The sequence below is a fragment of the Actinomyces sp. MRS3W genome (assembly GCF_032465695.1).
In the GTDB taxonomy this organism is placed as follows: domain Bacteria; phylum Actinomycetota; class Actinomycetes; order Actinomycetales; family Actinomycetaceae; genus Actinomyces.
This window is the reverse complement of record NZ_JAWDJJ010000209.1, coordinates 14123-32174: the sequence shown is the minus strand read 5'-3', so window position 1 is coordinate 32174 and position 18052 is coordinate 14123. Positions and strand designations below refer to the sequence as shown.

Annotated in this window: 14 protein-coding genes; 11 read left to right on the top strand and 3 right to left on the bottom strand. The window is 65.8% G+C overall.

Features of this window, described 5'->3' with window-relative positions; genetic code table 11:
- The first annotated feature begins 156 nt into the window (after nucleotides 1-156).
- From RWX45_RS07910 to mmsB, 4 genes are all read left to right on the top strand, one after another.
- Nucleotides 157-1431: an ATP-binding protein gene (locus RWX45_RS07910; protein WP_316023185.1), complete on the top strand. Its 1275-nt coding sequence runs from the start codon at nucleotides 157-159 to the stop codon at nucleotides 1429-1431.
- Between the two features lie 289 nt (nucleotides 1432-1720).
- Nucleotides 1721-2884 (top strand): multiple monosaccharide ABC transporter substrate-binding protein, encoded by a 1164-nt coding sequence (chvE, locus tag RWX45_RS07905; RefSeq protein ID WP_316023184.1) that lies wholly within the window; start codon nucleotides 1721-1723, stop codon nucleotides 2882-2884.
- The gene (mmsA, locus tag RWX45_RS07900; protein WP_316023183.1) at nucleotides 2881-4428 is read left to right on the top strand and encodes a multiple monosaccharide ABC transporter ATP-binding protein; all 1548 of its coding nucleotides are present in this window, start codon (nucleotides 2881-2883) and stop codon (nucleotides 4426-4428) included. Before chvE ends, mmsA begins: the two co-directional genes overlap by 4 nt.
- Nucleotides 4428-5609 (top strand): multiple monosaccharide ABC transporter permease, encoded by a 1182-nt coding sequence (gene mmsB, locus RWX45_RS07895; protein WP_316023182.1) that lies wholly within the window; start codon nucleotides 4428-4430, stop codon nucleotides 5607-5609. The genes mmsA and mmsB overlap by 1 nt, the downstream gene beginning before the upstream one ends.
- A 66-nt stretch (nucleotides 5610-5675) precedes the next feature.
- Here mmsB and RWX45_RS07890 read toward each other — a convergent pair whose 3' ends face one another.
- Together RWX45_RS07890 and RWX45_RS07885 are read right to left on the bottom strand one after the other, a co-directional pair.
- The gene (locus RWX45_RS07890; protein WP_316023181.1) at nucleotides 5676-6713 is read right to left on the bottom strand and encodes a LacI family DNA-binding transcriptional regulator; all 1038 of its coding nucleotides are present in this window, start codon (nucleotides 6711-6713) and stop codon (nucleotides 5676-5678) included.
- A 46-nt stretch (nucleotides 6714-6759) separates the two neighbouring features.
- Nucleotides 6760-7767, bottom strand: a complete 1008-nt coding sequence (locus tag RWX45_RS07885; RefSeq protein ID WP_316023180.1) for an acetylxylan esterase — start codon at nucleotides 7765-7767, stop codon at nucleotides 6760-6762.
- A 412-nt stretch (nucleotides 7768-8179) separates the two neighbouring features.
- On the opposite strand from RWX45_RS07885, the gene RWX45_RS07880 reads away from it, so the two are divergent.
- From RWX45_RS07880 to RWX45_RS07850, 7 genes are all read left to right on the top strand, one after another.
- A complete protein-coding gene (locus tag RWX45_RS07880) occupies nucleotides 8180-9478 on the top strand; it encodes an extracellular solute-binding protein (RefSeq protein ID WP_316023179.1) in 1299 nt (432 codons plus the stop codon).
- Nucleotides 9479-9596: 118 nt separating this feature from the next.
- Nucleotides 9597-10586, top strand: coding sequence for a sugar ABC transporter permease (locus tag RWX45_RS07875; RefSeq protein ID WP_316023178.1), 990 nt, complete (start codon nucleotides 9597-9599; stop codon nucleotides 10584-10586).
- Complete coding sequence (locus tag RWX45_RS07870; RefSeq protein ID WP_316023177.1) at nucleotides 10583-11482, top strand: carbohydrate ABC transporter permease; 900 nt, start codon at nucleotides 10583-10585, stop codon at nucleotides 11480-11482. The genes RWX45_RS07875 and RWX45_RS07870 overlap by 4 nt, the downstream gene beginning before the upstream one ends.
- 172 nt (nucleotides 11483-11654) lie before the next feature.
- On the top strand, nucleotides 11655-14015 hold the full coding sequence (locus RWX45_RS07865; protein WP_316023176.1) for a glycoside hydrolase family 3 N-terminal domain-containing protein: 2361 nt from the start codon (nucleotides 11655-11657) through the stop codon (nucleotides 14013-14015).
- Nucleotides 14016-14062: 47 nt separating this feature from the next.
- Nucleotides 14063-15157, top strand: a complete 1095-nt coding sequence (locus RWX45_RS07860) for a Gfo/Idh/MocA family protein (protein WP_316023175.1) — start codon at nucleotides 14063-14065, stop codon at nucleotides 15155-15157.
- Nucleotides 15154-15927: an SDR family NAD(P)-dependent oxidoreductase gene (locus RWX45_RS07855; RefSeq protein WP_316023174.1), complete on the top strand. Its 774-nt coding sequence runs from the start codon at nucleotides 15154-15156 to the stop codon at nucleotides 15925-15927. The genes RWX45_RS07860 and RWX45_RS07855 overlap by 4 nt, the downstream gene beginning before the upstream one ends.
- A 55-nt stretch (nucleotides 15928-15982) precedes the next feature.
- Nucleotides 15983-17278, top strand: coding sequence for an endo-1,4-beta-xylanase (locus RWX45_RS07850; RefSeq protein WP_316023173.1), 1296 nt, complete (start codon nucleotides 15983-15985; stop codon nucleotides 17276-17278).
- Here the strand turns inward: RWX45_RS07850 and RWX45_RS07845 are convergent.
- Nucleotides 17275-17943 (bottom strand): TrkA family potassium uptake protein, encoded by a 669-nt coding sequence (locus RWX45_RS07845; protein WP_316023172.1) that lies wholly within the window; start codon nucleotides 17941-17943, stop codon nucleotides 17275-17277. The two genes, RWX45_RS07850 and RWX45_RS07845, sit on opposite strands and share 4 nt — an antisense overlap.
- Nucleotides 17944-18052: the final 109 nt, after the last annotated feature.

Below are 18052 nucleotides of genomic sequence, written 5' to 3'. Positions count from 1 at the left end.
AAGCTCCGGCGGCGCCCGCCACGGCGCAGCCGCATGGCAGGATGGAGCATAGATCCTTGGCAGGATGGCTGATATTCTCTTGGCAGAACGGTTGATAAGACGCTGGCAGGACGGCTGATAGTGGAGGTGTCGGTCGCGGCCCGAAGGGAGAACATCATGCTGAAACCCGGTTCTGGCAACGCCGACGGCTACCTGCCCCGTTATCTTGATGAGGAGATCGAAGGTCTTCTCGCGGGGTTGCCGGCGCTGTCCATCGATGGCCCGAAGGGGGTGGGGAAAACCGAAACGGCCTCGCGTCACGTCAACGCCGTCCTGCCGCTGGACTTTCCCGAGACCAGACAGCTCATCGAGCTTGATACCCGGTCACAACTGCAACGAGCGGATCGTGTATGTGTGGACGAGTGGCAGAAATACCCTCCGGTGTGGGATGCGGTGCGCCGTCTGGTGGATGAGGGCAGCGCTACTCGCTTCATCCTGACCGGCAGTGCCACACCTGCCGCGGGTGCAAATACCCATTCTGGGGCTGGACGCATCATTTCCCTGCGCATGCGCCCCCTGGCGCTCGCCGAGCGGCGGGCAACGACGCCCACGATCGCGCTGGCCGATGTGTTCTCCGGCAATGCAACGATCGCTGGCGAAACGCCCTTCGCCGCCGCAGATTATGCCCGCGAGATCTGCGCCAGCGGGCTGCCCGGAATCAATCCCCTTGCGCCCAGATTCCGTCGTGCGGCTCTGCAGGGGTATATCGAGCGGTTGATCGATCGAGATGTACCCGAGCTGGGAACCAATGTCCGTCATCCCGCGGCCATGCGCGCCTGGCTCAGGGCCTATGCCGCTGCATCCTCCACCACCGCTGCATACTCGACGCTCCTGAACGCTGCGACACCAGGGGAATCCGATAAGCCTGCGCGCAGCACCATGCGGGTTTACAGGGAACTTCTGGCGCGATTGTGGATCCTTGAACCCATTCCGGCGTGGGCGCCCGCACTCACGCCCCTGTCGCGGCTGACCAAGGGGGACAAGCACCAGCTGTGCGATCCCGGCCTTGCTGCCCATCTGCTGGGGATCACGGAGGAGAAGCTGCTGAGTGGAACGTCCGGCGCCGGAGAGATCTTCGGGCGGCTGTTCGAGTCGCTGGCCACGCTATCGCTGCGTGCCGCAGCCACCGGCTGTGAAGCGCAGGTGTTCCACCTGCGTACCCGCGATGGCGTACGTGAGGTCGATCTTGTGGTGGAACGCTACGACGGCGCAGTGGTCGCCTGCGAGGTCAAGCTGGCCCGAGTCATTGACGATCGCGACGTGCGGCACCTCAACTGGCTCGGCGAGCAGATCGGAGAGCGGCTTGTGGACAAGCTGGTTCTGACTGCGGGGCAGACCGCCTACCGCAGACCCGACGGCGTGGCGGTGGTGCCGCTGGCCCTACTCGGCTGAACTGACAGTGCCGAGTGGCGGTGGTGCCGGGCGCCGATGCATTCCGGATGGGGGAGTGCCCCGCTGGTTGATGTTGCGGCTGGAGTGAAGGCTCACCTGTCCGATGCTGCCGACTCGTGTGGGGACATGTCCCTGGAATTGTGCGGAATACGTTGTCAAGGGTGTAGCTGGAACATGACGGCTTGACAATATTCAGGTGAACGTTCACACTAATATGGTCGTTCGTTACCGCTACGCGTCAGCGATGGGGGTGGCAGGACGGCGCAGGATCTCGAGGAGGAGATACGACATGCCTGAATCCCATACCCTGCAGATGTCTCGCCGGCAGATCTTCACCGGCGGGGCACTGGCCGCCTCCGCACTGGCATTGGCGGCATGCGGCGGCCCGGGCGCCACCGGTGGCTCCGGCAGCGATACCGCGGGAAAGGACCCGTCCGAGCTCACCATTGGCATCGCCATGCCCACGAAGTCGTCAGAGCGGTGGATCAAGGACGGCCAGAACATCCGCACACAGTTGGAGGAGCTCGGCTACAACGTCAACCTTCAATTCGCCGAGGATGACATCCCGACCCAGACCAACCAGATCGACAACATGATCACCCAGGGCGTCAACCTGCTCATTATCGCGCCGATCGATGGCACCGCCCTATCCGGTCAGCTGGACTCCGCCGGTGAGGCGGGTATCCCGGTGATCTCCTACGATCGCCTTATCCGCGACAATGAGAACGTCAGCTATTACACGAGCTTTGACAACTACGACGTCGGCACGCAGATGGGTACGTCGTTACTCATCGGTATGGGTGTTCTCGACGCTGACGGCAACGATGCGGGCAAGTCTCCGGCCACGCCCTACAACATCGAAGTATTCGGTGGCTCCCCGGATGACAACAATGCCCCGTTCTTCTTCAACGGCGCGATGGATGTGATCCAGCCCTATATTGACAGCGGTGTCCTCGCCATCAAGTCCGGGCAGACGGACTTCAACACCGTGGCTACTATGCGCTGGGACGCGGCCACAGCCCAGTCCCGCATGGACAACCTCATCACCTCGACCTACTCCGACGGCAGCCGAGTGGACGGCGTCCTGTCACCCCTGGACTCCATGTCGATCGGCATCCTCGGGGCGCTCAAGGGGGCCGGTTATGGCACCAGTGCCCAGCCCTATCCGACCGTCACCGGACAGGACGCGGAGATCGCCGGTATCAAGTCGATCCTCGCCGGTGAGCAGTACTCCACCATTTTCAAGGACACCCGTGCACTTGCAGACGCTGCAGGGCAGATGGCGGTCGCCATCCTCACCGGCGGGGAACCGGAGGTCAACGACACCGAGACTTACGACAACGGCGTCAAGGTTGTCCCCTCCTACCTGCTCAAGTCGGAAATCATCACCAAGGACAACGTCCAGACTTCACTGATCGATACCGGCTATGTCACCGAGGATGAAGTCAAATGACCCCCGCCACCCATGACACCATCCTGGAGATGCGGGGCATCACTAAGCGGTTCCCCGGAGTGGTCGCCCTGGACGACGTCAACTTCGCCGTCGAACGAGGCGAGATCCACGCCATCTGCGGCGAGAACGGCGCCGGCAAGTCGACCCTCATGAAAGTCCTGTCCGGCGTGCACCCGCACGGCACCTATGAGGGGCAGATCCTCCTGGATGGGGAAGAAGTCACCTTTTCGGACATCAAGGCTTCGGAGGCGGCGGGTATCGCGATCATTCACCAGGAATTGACGCTCAGCCCGTTCCTCTCGATTGCCGAGAACATCTTTCTGGGCAACGAGCGCTCCACGCATGGCGTGATCGACTGGCACAAGACGAATACGGCCGCCCGGGAGATCATGGCCAGGGTCGGCCTCACGGACAAGCCGTCAACGCGTGTCCAGGATATCGGCGTCGGCAAGCAGCAGCTCGTTGAGATCGCCAAGGCCCTGTCGAAGGACGTGCGCCTGCTCATCCTCGACGAGCCCACCGCCGCCCTCAACGACGACGACTCCGCCCATCTGCTCGCCCTCATGCGCCAGCTGCAGGAGCGCGGGATCACCTGCATCATCATCTCCCACAAGCTGGGTGAGATCCGGGAGATTGCGGACTCCACCACCGTCATCCGCGACGGGCGCACCATCGCCACCTTGGACATGCACCGTGAGGACGGTGTGAGCGAGTCGGAAATCATCCGCCTCATGGTCGGACGTGCTCTGGACCAACGGTTCCCCGATCACATCTCGACTGTGGGCGGCGAAGCCTTGAGGCTCGAAGGCTGGACTGTCCATCACCCGGCGGATCCGGAGCGGATCGTCGTCGATGATGCCAATCTGGTCCTCAACCACGGCGAGATCGTGGGACTGGCCGGCCTCATGGGTGCGGGACGCACCGAACTGGCCATGAGTCTGTTCGGCCGCTCTTGGGGCAGCGATATCAGCGGGAAGGTCTTTAAGGACGGCCGGCAGATCGAGATCGGTGATGTCACCTCGGCAATTGCTCATGGCATTGCCTACGTGTCGGAGGATCGCAAGCGCTACGGCCTCAACCTCATCGACTCGATCAAGCGCAACGTTTCCTCCGCGTCCCCGAGGCGCTTCTCCAGACGTGGCGTCCTCGATCTTCATGAGGAGCGCGCGATTGTCAGCGATCTGTGCGGTCAGATGGCGGTCAAGGCACCCACCATTGAGTCCGTTGTCGGCGGCCTGTCGGGTGGAAACCAGCAGAAGGTGGTGCTCGCCAAGTGGGTGGCCGCGGAGCCGGATGTGCTCATCCTTGACGAGCCCACCCGCGGGATTGACGTTGGTGCCAAATACGAGATCTACCAGATCATCAATGAGCTGGCCGACGCCGGCAAGGCCGTGCTCGTCATCTCTTCAGAACTCCCGGAGCTCCTTGGTATCTGCGATCGCATCTACACCCTCTCGGCGGGTCGGATCACTGCGGATCTGCCGCGCCGCGACGCCGACCAGGAGATCCTCATGCGCCATATGACCCAGATTAAGGAAAACTGATGTCCACTACATTGTCCAGTTTCAAAGAGACCCTGCAGGCCAACCTCCGGCAAGGCGGCCTTGCTGTCGCGCTCATCATCATTGTCGTCTTCTTCGCCATCGCCACCAACGGGCAGATCCTGTCCGCTCAGAACGTCTCCAACATCATCGTCCAGAACGCCTACGTGCTGGTTTTGGCAATCGGCATGCTGTTCGCCATCCTTATGGCGGACATCGATCTGTCCGTCGGCTCGGTGGTCGCATTGACGGGCGCCGTCGCCGGCGTTGTCTCGGTTAATCACGGTATGCCGTGGTGGGTGGGCGTGCTGGCGGCACTCGTCACCGGCCTGCTGGTAGGAATCTGGCAAGGATTCTGGATTGCCTTCGTCGGCATCCCCGCCTTCATCGTCACTCTGGCCGGCATGCTCATCTTCCGCGGCCTCACGATGATCGTGCTGCACAACCTGTCGATCTCCCCCTTCCCCTCCGGCTTCCGGGAGATCTCCTCCGGCTACCTCAACGGCCTGTTGGGAGGCTATGGCTACGACGTGTTCACGTTCCTGCTCATCGGTGTGGCGCTGGTCGCCTACGTCGTAGCGGAGGTACGCAATCGGCGTCGCTCCATCGCCAACCAGGTGCCGGTTCCCGCGGCAGGCGGGTGGCTCGCACGCATCGTCGTCGTATGCGCTCTCGGCATGGCCTTCGCCTGGAAGATCGGTACCTACAAGGGCACGCCCTACGTGCTCATCATTCTTGCCGTGCTCATCCTGGCCTATTCCTTCGTTGCCAACCGCACCGTCATTGGCCGCCAGATCTACGCCATCGGCGGCAATAAGGAGGCTGCCGCGCTTTCCGGTGTCAAGGTCCAGTGGGTCCGATTCTGGGTGTTCGTCAACAACGGTGTGCTGTGCGCGCTGGCCGGCATCATTTTCACCTCCCGGCTCAACATGGCGGGTCCCAAAGCCGGGCAGGGCTTCGAGCTCGATGCGATTGCCGCGTGCTTCATCGGCGGCGCCGCGGTCACCGGCGGTATAGGTACGGTGGTTGGTGCCATCGTTGGTGGTCTGGTCATGGCCGTCATGAACAACGGCATGTCCCTGCTCGGGGTCGGCATCGACTACCAGCAGGCCATCAAGGGACTGGTGGTGCTGGCCGCCGTCGCCTTCGACCTGCTCAACAAGAAGCGCGCCGTGTCCGCGTAGTCGGCAGGCCGCACGTAGCGTCCGGTTCAGCGTCACTGCACCGCCGCTGAACCGGACGCGTCTTTGTCAGCGCGGCGCTGTTGCGGAATCACGGATGACCAGGCGAGTGCTCAGGCGCACCGGCGTCGTCGTCAGTAGGGGGCGTCCACGGTGGTTGTCCACGATCATGCGCACCGCCTCCTGCCCCATGCGGAACAGAGGCTGCCGCACGGTTGTCAGGCGCGGGGCGGCCCAGCCGGCCATGTCGGTGTCGTCAAAACCGACCACACTGAAGTCCTCCGGTATACGCAGCCCGGCCTCGCGTACCGCCTCATAGAAGCCGAGTGCGGTGGTGTCTGAGGCGGCGAAGACGGCCGTCGGCCGTTTGGATTCCGGCAGCGACAGCAGCATCCGGCCCTGACGCAGACCATTGTCGTAAGTGAATGGTCCCGAGGAGACCAGCGTGTCGTCGGTCGGCAGAGAGTGCATCTGTAGCGCAGACAGATACCCCTGGTGCCGTTCTCGGGCGGGCACCGAGTCACGCGGGCCGCCAATGTGCGCGATCCGCTCGTGTCCGAGTCCAATGAGGTACTCGGTAGCCTCCAACCCACCGTTCCAGTTCGTTGCCCCGATGGAGGCGACGCCGCGCTCCTGGTTGCCCGACGGGTCAATGAGCACCACGGGCAGCCCGATACGCTGGGCGGATAGGTGCTGCTCGTGGGTGAGCGGGGAGGTCAGCACAATGAGCCCGATGTAATCGGTGGACTTCAGCAGCGTGAACCACTCCGGCTCAAACGGGACTGGGTAGTCGCGCGGAGCCGGTTTGGGCGTGTAGGAGGTCATAATGGCGACCCCGGTGTTGAGCGCAGCGGTGGCGGCGCCCTTGAGCACCTCAATGGTGTAGGCGGTGGCAAGGTCGTCAGAGACGACGGCGATTGCGGGGTAGGTGCGGCTCAGGGCGTTCTCGGGGCGGACGTAGCCGAGATCCTTACACGCCTCCAGCACCCGTTCCTTTGTCACCGCCGACACATCGGCTCGATTGTTGAGGGCCTTGGAGGCTGCAGACTTAGAAACGCCTGCGGCCGCGGCCACGTCGTCAAGGGTCACTCGCCGTTGAGTATCCACGTGCATCTCCCCTCAGTGTCGTCAAGCCCCACAGCGTATGCGGAGGCTAGCAGGCCACGTCCAGGTCTCGCCGCAATGCGGCCAGCCAGGCAACCTGCTCACGCCACTGATATGACTCCCCGCCTTCGTGCCCGTTGAACGGGTACACGCGGATGTCCGGCTGTGCCGGGGGCTGTGGGGACGCCTGCCCCCACCGGTTGCGCGCGGCGAAGACGGTGGAGGGCGGGCAGGTCATGTCCATAAGCCCGGTGGAGAACAGCGCCGGGCAGGTGGCACGCCGGCCCAGCAGCGCGCAGTCGAAGTAGGCGAGTGTGTGGTGCACCGCCTCCTCATCGTCCCGGTGCACCGCGAGATACTGGGCAACATCGGCATAGGGTGCGTCGTCCGTCAGTCCCAGCGCGCGGGGGAAGGCACACATGAAGGGAACATCCGGCATGGCGGCGATGACCCGGTGATTGAGCGCGGCCGCTGCGATAGCCAGCCCGCCCCCTTGAGACACGCCGGTGACGGTAATACGGGTGGGATCAACCTCGGGCAGGATGGATACCGCCTCGACGGCGTGATGCGCATCCACGAATAGGCGCCGGTAGAGATACTCGTCGGGGTGCTCAAGCCCGTGGGTGGCGAAACCGGCTGCGGCCGGCCCGGTGCCGTGGGGGTCGGGCGTGTGACCGCCTGAGCCCCAGTGCGATCCCTGACCGCGGGTATCCATGACGAGATGTGCGTAGCCCGCTGCCGACCACATCAGGTTGTCTTGCGGCATACCGCGGCCCCCGCCCATGCCGAGGAACTCGACGATGGTGGGCAGGGGGCCGGTTGCGTCCGCGGGGATGCGCAGCCAGGCGCGAATCGGATCGCCCGCGTATCCACCGAAGGTGACGTCGTCTACCCGGTGCGTGACCAGTGGCGTATCCACCGCCACCGCAGTCACACTGTCGGGATCGAAGGGGTTCTCGGTGAGCGTGCGCTCCCAGAAGGCGTCGAGATCCTCGGGCTCGGGGAGCTCGGGCGAGTAGTGCTCGAGCTCCTCCAATGGAAGGTCGAAGTGGGACATGATGACTTCTGTGTCTCCTACGTGAGGGCCGGTACCTGCGGTTGGCAGGGTTACGTGCACCGCCATACTAAAATATGGGCACAAGTTCGCTAAATCTTTCGCTCGTCCTCGCCCTGCCTGTCGGTGGTGGGTACTGCTGTGGTTCCCGTGGTGTGGTCGGCGTCGCCACGTGGAGTCACGCTACTGCCTGAGCGGGTTCGTTGGAGTGTTGGCGCCGGTGAGTTATGGGGTGGCAGCGTTGGGGGTGGCGAGAGGCGCTGTGCGGTGGCCGATGGTGTGTCTGCGCCCGTGCTGCAAGGTGCGCCTTCACTGACTTGACAGGATTGTGTGTGCGGCTATACTAAATCAACGAGATGGGTTCGCGAAACATTTCGGTCAGCCTGGCCGGACGGGCCCACTACTGGAGGTTTCAATGATGAAGCTCGGTGCGCGTCGCCTCCTCGGGGCGGCAGCTAGCATGCTGGCTGCGTCGCTGGTGCTGGCCGGCTGTGGCGGCGGTACTAGCGGTGGCGGCGAGGGTGACAACACGCTCACGTTGTGGCACAACGCCACGACCGGCCCCGGCTCGGAGTACTGGGAGACCATCGCTTCGGACTTCGAGGCCAGCCATGAGGGTGTCACCGTTGAAGTTCAGGCCATCCAGAATGAGGACCTGGATGGCAAGCTGCAGACGTCTCAGAATGCAGGGGAGGGCCCGGATGTCTTCCTTGCGCGCGGCGGTGGCAAGCTGCGCGACATGGTGGAGGCCGGTCTCGTCCTGGACATTTCGGACATGATCGATGATTCGGTTGCGGCAGACGTGCCCGAGGGTGCGTTCTCCGCTTACACGGTGGACGACGGCATCTACGCGATGCCGACCTCACTGCAGCCCGGCGGCATCTACTACTCCCAGGATCTGTTCGACGCCGCCGGCATTACCGAGACGCCGACGACGATGGACGAGCTGTCCGACGCCGTCGCTAAGCTCAAGGACTCCGGCACGTCGGCGATCGCCCTGGGCGCCAAGGACGCCTGGCCGGCCGCCCACTGGTACTACTTCTTCGCGTTGCGCGAGTGCAGCCAGGACGTGCTGGAGAACTCCTTGGCGGAGCTGGACTTCTCCGATCAGTGCTGGGTGGACGCCGGGGAGGACCTCGCGGACTTCGCCAGCACCGAGCCCTTCAACAGCGGTTTCCTGACTACCTCCGCGCAGCAGGGTGCAGGCTCTTCGGCCGGCATGGTGGCCAACCACCAGGCCGCCATGGAGCTCATGGGCACCTGGAACGTTGGGGTCATCGCCTCGCTGACCCCCGATGAGGAGCCGCTGCCGGACCTGCGCTGGTTCCCCTTCCCCGCGGTCGACGGCGGTGAGGGTGATCCGACGGCCATCATGGGCGGCGTCGACGGCTACGCCTGCTCCTCCACCGCCCCGGCGGAGCTGTGCGCCGAGTTCCTCAACTTCTTCATGAGTGAGGAGAACCAGGAGGCTTACGCCGATGCCTTCGAGACGATTCCCGTCAATGAGAAGGCGCAGGACGTCGTGACGCAGGAGGCGCTGATCCCCCAGGTGGAAGCCAACAATGACGCCGCCTACTCCCAGGTGTGGCTGGACACCAGCCTGGGACAGAACATCGGCAACGCACTCAATGTCGCGGTTGTCGACATGCTGGCCGGCAAGGGTGACGCCCAGGGCATCGTCGACGCGATGACCGCGGCCGCCGCCAAGGAATGACCCGGCGAATCACCTCGATAAGCCAGTAACCAGTCCGCCAGATCACGGCGCCCGCGGGAGTTTCGGACTTCCGGGCACCCTGCGGGCGCCGTGACCGCGTACGAAACGAGACCCACATATGACAGCTGTAACCGCGCAGCCAGCCGGTGCGCCCGTCGCCGGACGAACCGAGAAACGCGCCAGACGGAGGCGGAGCCCCAGCTCCCTGTCCTGGCGGGACCGCGTGGAGATCACCGCGCTATCGACCCCCGCCGTCATCCTGTTCCTGACCTTCGTCATCTTCCCCGTGATCATGGCCGCCTACTACGGCTTCTTCAAATGGAAGGGCTTCGGCATCCCCACCAACTTCGTGGGCTTCGACAACTACAAGACGATCCTCACCGATCCCGAGTTCCACAACGTCCTGCGGCACAACGCGATCGTCGTCGTCGGCTCACTGGCCCTCCAGGGGCCCTTCGCCCTCGGTCTGGCGCTGCTGCTGAACAAGAAGATGCGCGGTCAGTCGGTCATTCGCGTCCTCATCTTCATCCCGTACGTCATCTCTGAGGTCATCGCCGGTACGGCCTGGGGCCTCATCCTCCAGACCGACGGCGCGATGAACGCGTTGCTGCGCAAGCTCGGGCTCGGCGCCCTGGCGACGGACTGGATCTCCAATCCCAAAACCGCGCTGACGATCCTGCTGTTCATCCTCACGTGGAAGTACGCCGGCTTCGCGGTCATTATCTTCCTAGCCGGTATGCAGGGCATTCCCGAAGAGCTGACCGAGGCCGCCAAGGTCGACGGCGCCTCCTACTGGCAGATCCAGCGCAAGATCACCATTCCGCTGCTCGGACCGACCATGCGCATGTGGGGATTCCTCTCGATCATCGGCTCTTTGCAGCTGTTCGACCTGGTCTACATCATCTGGGGCCAGTACATCTCCTCCACTGCCGGCACCTCGACCATGGCGACCTACATGGTGGTGAACGGACGTATGAGCGGCAACTACGGCTACGGTAACGCCGTCGCCGTCGTGCTCTTCCTCATCTCGCTCGTGATCGCCCTGACCTATCAACGATTCGTCCTGCGCCGCGACACCGAAGGCGCACTGACCGGGAACAACCGATGACCTCCGCAGCACCATCCATCACCCCTCTGCCCGCCGCCACTCCCGCGCGCCCTCGCCGCGGCCGCTCCACCAAGCAGAAGCCGCCGTGGGCGAGCCCGATCATCTACCTGGTGGCCGCGCTCGTCATCCTGGCGCTGCTCGCTCCCGTGTTCTACGTCATCCTCGGAGGATTCCGGAACAACTCGCAGATCACCGCCGATCCGGCGGGCCTGCCCGACCCCTGGGTGGTCGAGAACTATCGGGTCGTGCTGGCCAGCTCCGGATTCTGGCAGCAGGTCGGCAACTCCACGATCGCCGCCACCTGCGGCACCCTCGGCACGGTGACGCTCGGCCTCATGGTCAGCTTCGTCATCGCCCGCTACCCCTTCAAGGGCGGCAACGCGTTGTACATGCTCTTTGCGGCCGGGCTCATGTTCCCCATGACGGTCGCCATCACACCGCTGTACATCCTCATCAAGAACCTCGGCATGATGAACTCCCTGGCCGGCATCATCATCCCCGGTATTGCCTTCGCCCTGCCGCAGACGGTCATCATTCTGGTGCCGTTCCTCCGGGCCATCCCCAAGGAACTCGAGGAGGCAGCCTCCCTGGATGGCTGCGGGCGCATGGGGTTCTTCTGGCGCGTGGTCGTGCCCTTGTCGGCTCCCGGCGTGGTCACCACCGGCATTCTTACCTTCGTCGGCAGCTGGAACTCCTACATGCTCCCGCTGTTCATCCTGACCGACCACTCGAAGTACACGCTGCCGCTGGGGGTGCAGGCCTTCGCCTCCGAGCACTCGGTCAACACGGCCCAGGTCTTGGCCTTCACCTCCCTGTCCATGATTCCGGCCCTCGTGGTCTTCAGCCTCTTCGAGCGCCGCATCGTCGGCGGCCTCACCGGCGCCGTCAAGGGGTAGACGTCGGGGCGGGGCCGGTCAGCGCGATACGTTGGCCGCCCCGCCCACCGCCCCAAGCGCATCCGTTCCACATACGACCACGCAGCCCGCGTGTCCTGTCCGCTTCGGGACCGGCCCTGTGGGCCAGGGCTGCCTGACCTCAACCATCCGAAACAACGACCATGGAGCCCTCATGAACCCCTGGAACGACACCGCACTGAGCGTTCCCGAGCGCGTCGAGGCGCTCATCGGCGCGATGAGCCGCAAGGAGAAGATCCACCAGCTCGCCTCCTTCTGGGAACGCGACGAGGACGAGGACGTTCCGGCGCCCGAACCCGCAGCCGCCGGGGAGGACGGCTCCCCAGCCGGCGCCGGGGGCCCCGAGGGACATCAGGTCGCCCCCATGGCCGATGCCTTCGCCGTGGGGCGGCTGAGCTGGGAAGAGAGCATCGATGGGGGCCTGGGGCAGCTGACCCGTGTCTTCGGCACCGATCCGGTCAGCGTCCCCGACGGCGTGGCCAAGCTCGTGCGACTTGAGCGCGACGTCGTCTCCCACAACGCCTTCGGCATTCCCGCCCTGGCGCATGAGGAGTGCCTGACCGGATTCACCGCGCTCGGCGCCACCGTCTACCCCGCCGCCATCGCCTGGGGCGCCACCTGGCGGCCGGAGCTGATCAAGGACATGGCCGGCCGCATCGGCGCCGACCTGCGCGCCGTCGGCATCCACCAGGGATTAGCCCCACTGCTCGACGTGGTGCGTGACTACCGCTGGGGCCGGGTGGAGGAGACCTGCGGCGAGGACCCCTACCTGGTCGGAACGCTGGGAACCGCCTATGTGCAAGGGCTCCAGGAACAAGGCATCCTCGCCACACTCAAGCACTTCGCCGCCTACCCGGCCTCTAAGGCCGGCCGCAACCACGCCCCGGTGGAAATGGGCACCCGCGAACTCGAGGACATCATGCTGCCGCCCTTCGAGATGGCGGTGCGCGAGGGCGGGGCGGCCTCGGTCATGAACTCCTACTCCGACATCGACGGCGAACCCGCAGCGGCATCGCGCCACCTGCTCACCGAAGTACTGCGCGAGCGGTGGGGATTCACCGGCACGGTCGTCTCCGACTACTGGTCGGTGCGCTTCCTGGAGGCGATGCACCACGTGGCCGAGGACTACGCGCACGCGGCCGCACTGGCCGTGCGCGCCGGCCTCGACGTCGAACTGCCCGAGACCACCTGCTACGCCGGGCTGTCCCAGGCGATCGACTCCGGTCTGCTCACCGAGGCGGAACTCGACACCGCGGTGCGCCGCGTGCTCACCCAGAAGGTGCGCCTCGGCCTGCTCGACCCCGACTGGGACCCCAGCGCCGACCCCGCCCGCAATCTGGACTCCGCGGCCAACCGGGCGGTGGCCCGACGCCTGGCGGAGGAATCGGTGGTGCTGCTCAAGAACGACGGCGTGCTGCCCCTGGCCCCCTCCACCCGCGTAGCAGTGGCCGGCCCCGTCTGGGAGGACGAGCGCTCCTTCCTCGGCTGCTACTCCTTCCCCAACCACGTGCTCAGCCGCGACGGCGGGCGCCATACCGGGCTGGAGATTCGCACCCTGCCCGATGCTCTGCGCGTCGCCTTCGAGAAGGCCCCGACCTTCCATCAGGGCGTGGGCTTCATCGACGGGCGCTGTGAGGACTTCGACGCCGCCGTGGCCGCAGCCCGCGCCGCCGACGTGGCGGTGGTGACCCTCGGCGACATTGCCGGGCTGTTCGGCGGCGGCACCTCCGGGGAGGGCTGCGACGTCGTCGACCTGACCCTGCCCGGACAACAGGGGGAGCTGCTGGACGCCATCCTGGCCACCGGCACCCCGACGGTTCTGGTGCTCGTGACCGGCCGCCCCTACGCGCTGGGGCGTTACGCCGAACGCTGCGCCGCCATTGTGCAGGCGTTCATGCCCGGCGTGGAGGGCGCCGACGCCATCACCGGCGTGCTCACCGGAGCGATCAACCCCTCTGGGCGGCTGCCCGTCGCCATCCCCAACGGCCCCGGCGGCCAGCCCGGAACCTATCTGGCCGCGCCGCTCGCCTGGCGCACCGAGGGGGTGTCCAACCTGGACCCCACGCCGTTGTACCCCTTCGGGGCGGGCGAGTCCTACTCCACCTTCACTCTCAGCCAGGCGGAGGTTTCAGCCCCGACCATGCCCGTCGACGGCCAGGTCGACTACTCGGTGACCGTCACCAACACCTCCGGTCCTGCCGGAGCGGAAGTAGTTCAGCTGTACCTGACCGACCCGGTTGCCGAGGTGGTGCGCCCAATGAAGCAGCTCATTGGCTTCGCCAAGGTTGACCTGGAGCCGGGGCAGTCCAAGCGGGTGACCTTCACCGTTGACGCCGACCGCACCTCCTTCACCGGCGTTGGCTATGAGCGGGTGGTCGAGCCGGGCGAGATTCGGCTAGCCGCGGGCCGCTCCAGTGAAGCTCGCCTGGAACCGCTGAGTGTTCAGATCACCGGGGAACGCCGCGTTGTGGGCGAGGGGCGCGTACTGACCACGCCCGTGACGGTGACCGACTGAGACTGCTTGTAGCGGTCAGTTCCAACCAGGCTTGAACCAAAAGGAAGATGATGACCACATCGGCTCCTACGGGCCAACCCGTTCGCTTCGCCATCATCGGCGCCGGCTGGCGCAGCGAGTTCCACATCCGCATGGCTCAGGGAGCCCCCGACCGCCTGTTGTGCACTGGTGTGCTGGCCCGCTCAGCGACCGCGGCGGAGCGCATCTCCTCGCGCTGGGAGGTGCCGGTGGTATCCACGCTGGAGGATCTGCTCGCCACCGAGCCCGAGTACGTCATCGCCTGCGTCTCGTGGCCCTCCATGCCCGCAGTCATCCGCGAACTCGTCTCTCGGGGCGTCAAGGTGCTCGCTGAGACCCCGCCCGCGCCGGATCTGGAAGGACTGCGCGCCTTGTGGGCCGATGTCGGCTCCTCCCGGCTGGTCCAGGTCGCCGAGCAGTACATGCTGATGCCCGGGCACGCCGCCCGCAGGACGATCGTGGCCAGCGGCGCCATCGGCGCGCCGACCTTCGTGGAGGTTGCCTCCACGCACATGTACCACGCGGTATCCATGATGCGCAGTTTCCTCGGCGCCGGGATGGCGCGGGCGGTGGTCAACGGGCGCCGTTTCAACGCCCCCCTGGTCGACCCGCTCACCTTCAACGGCTGGGAGGAGGCGCCGACGGCGCACGAACTCGCCACGACCATCGCGACCCTCGACTTCGGCCAGGGGCGCTCCGGACTGTACCTGTTCACCGACAACCAGTGGTGGAACCCCCTGCTGGCTCGGCGTCTGCTGGTGCGCGGCGAGCGAGGGGAGATCGTCGACGATACGGTGACGCGGCTGACCGAGGGCGGGGTGGTCATCTCTCCGCTCAGCTACCGGCGTCTGGGAGTGGACATGAACCTTGAGGGCAATGAGCTCGCCACCATCTCCTTCGACGGCGACGTGGTCTACCGCAACCCGTGGCCCGGTTCCCGTTTCTCGGAGGACGATATCGCCGTAGCCACGCTGCTCGAGCGGGTCGGCCTGTGGGCGCGAGACGCCGCCCCCGAGCCCTATCCGCTGGCCGAGGCCTGCCAGGACCACTACCTGGCCCTGACAATTGAGGACTCCATCCGCACCGGCAGGGACGTCGTCGCACCGCCGGAGGCCTGGGCATGATGAGGTTGACCCAGGCGGCCGAACCCGTACCGCGCGGCTTGTTGGCGGGCCAGCTTGCGCTTATCACCGGTGCCAGCGCGGGTATCGGCCTGGGTGTGGCCCGGCGCTTCGTGGAGGAAGGTGCCACGGTCGTCATCACGGGCCGCAGGCGGGACAGGCTGGACGCCGCGGCCCATGAGCTCGGGGAGAGCTGTATCCCCGTGCGAAGCGACGCCGCCAACCTCGATGACATCGACGCGCTCATGCGGCGCGTGAGCGAGCTGGGGCGTCCCCTCGACGTCGTCGTGGCCAATGCCGGCGGCGGAGGGGACCGGCCGGTGCAGGACATGGACGAGGCCACCTACGACCGGGTGATGGACCTCAATGTCAAAAGCGCATACTTCACGGTCCGCAAGGCCCTGCCGCTCATGCGCGACGGCGGCCGCATCGTCCTGGTCTCCTCGATCTCCGGGTCCAACGGAGACCCCGGACACTCCGTGTACAACGCGTCCAAGGCGGCTGTCCGCTCGCTGGCGCGCACCTTTACCTCCGATCTGAGGCAGCGCCGCATCCGGGTCAATGCCGTCAGCCCCGGACCCACCATGTCGGAGGGCTTTTCCGACTTTGTCGGCGGTCCCGAGGCCGTTGCACGCATCGAGTCCATGATCCCCGTCGGACACATCGGCTCCGTGGATGAGACCGCCGCAGCTATCACCTTCCTCGCCTGTGAGGAGTCCAGCTATGTGGCCGGAGCCGAACTCGTCGTCGACGGCGGCATGAGTCAGGTCTGAGCCCGCCGCACTATCACCCCCCTCGATCCGACCACCACCGTCAGTAGGAAACACCATGAACACAGTCAGCCTCAGCCTCCCCACCCACCTGCGCCACCGTCTGGCCGAACGCACGCTCACCGTGACCGGTCCCGACGGCGCGCCGCTGGCCGATACCGACGTCGTCGTCGAGCAGACCCGGCATGAATTCGCCTTCGGCAACATTGCCTTCGACTTCGTGCCACTCGCCAACGGCGAGACAAGCAATGCTGGCTCGCTGTTCGGCGGGGCCCGCCCCCAGGCGGCCGCGCAGCTTGTGGAACCCTTCTTCGACCTGTTCAACTTCGCCACGCTGCCCTTCTACTGGGGCAGCTTCGAGCCCGAGGAGGGCCACCCGCAGACCCGGCGCCTGGCCAACACCGCCCGCTGGGTGCGTGAGCACGGCGCCGTCGTCAAAGGGCACCCCCTGGCCTGGCACACCGTGGCGCCCAAGTGGCTGCTGGGCCGCAGCCTGGAGGAGACCGAACGGCTGCTGCGCGACCGCATCACCCGGGAGGTCACGGACTTCCGCGGCCTGGTGGACATGTGGGACGCCATCAATGAGGTCGTCATCATGCCGGTGTTCACCGCCGAGGACAACGCCATCACCCCGCTGGCGCGCAAGCTGGGGCGCGTGGGGATAGTCAAGCTCGCCTTCGAGACCGCGCGGGCCGCCAACCCGGACGTCTTCCTGCTGCTCAACGACTTCAATATGAGCCCGAAGTACGAGCAACTCATCGAGGACTGCCTGGAGGCTGGCATCAAGATCGACGCACTGGGGCTGCAATCACACATGCATCAGGGCTACTGGGGTGAGGAACGCACCCTGGAGGTGCTCGAGCGTTTCAGCCGCTTCGGGCTGCCCATCCACTTCACCGAGTCGACGCTGCTGTCCGGCCACCTCATGCCGCCCGAGATCGTCGACCTCAACGACTACCAGGTTCCCAGCTGGCCCAGTACCCCCGAGGGGGAGGAGCGCCAGGCCGACGAGATTCGCCGCCACTACACCACCCTCGTCTCCCACCCCGCCGTGGAGGCGATCACCTACTGGGGCATGAGCGACGACGGCGCCTGGCTGGGCGCGCCGGTGGGCTTCGCCCGAGCCGACGGCACCCTCAAGCCGAGCTACGCCGCTCTGCACGACCTGGTCAAGGGGGAGTGGTGGACGTCGGCGACCACCGTGCGCACCGATGCCGCGGGACGCTTCGACCTCACCGGATTCCGCGGCACCTACCGGGTGAGCGCCGTCGGGCTGAGCGGCGACGTGGTACTCGACGCCGCCTCTTCCGGTACCGAGGCGGCGGTGGCGCTGCGCGGGGGCTGCGCCGACTAGTTGCGGTTGGCGAAGCGCTCCAGGAGCATGGCGTCTCCCCCGACCACGAGCACGTCGTCGGGGGAGACGAGGGTTGCCGGGGTGGCGTACTCGAAGGGCTCCCCGGGGCTCATGAGGCCGAAGACGGTGACCCCGTAGCGGGAGCGGATCTTGGACTCGCCGATGGTGAAGCCGTGCAGCTCGGCCGGCGGGCGCATCTTGACGATGGTGAAGCCGCCCTTCTCCATCTCGATGTAGTCCAGCATGCGTCCGGACACGAGGTGGGCGGCCCGCTGCCCGGCGTCGAACTCCGGATAGACCACGTGGTGGGCGCCGATGCGCCGTAGGATGCGGCCGTGGGCGCGGGAGACCGCCTTGGCCCAGATCTGGGGGGTCTCCAGGTCCACGAGGTTGCCGGCGATGAGCACGCTCGCCTCCAGGGAGGTGGCCACGCCGACGACGGCGGTGCCGAACTCGGTGGCCCCCAGCTGCTCCAGGGCCTCCATATCCGTGGCATCAGCCTCGACCAGTGGGATGCGGCCGGTCCATTGGCGCACAATGACGGGGTCGCGCTCGACGGCGAGAACTTCTCGGCCGAGGCGGTCGAGCGTCGCGGCCATAGCGGAGCCGAAACGGCCGAGGCCGATCACCAGGGTCGAGTCGTTGTAGGCGGAACGGTCAGGCATGAGTCCTCGTTGGCGGTGAGTGGACCCGGGCGACGACGGACGGCCACGCCCGCACGTGTGCAAGCGCAAACTGCCGGGCCGCCGGATGTTGCCCGGGTGATGTGCCTCC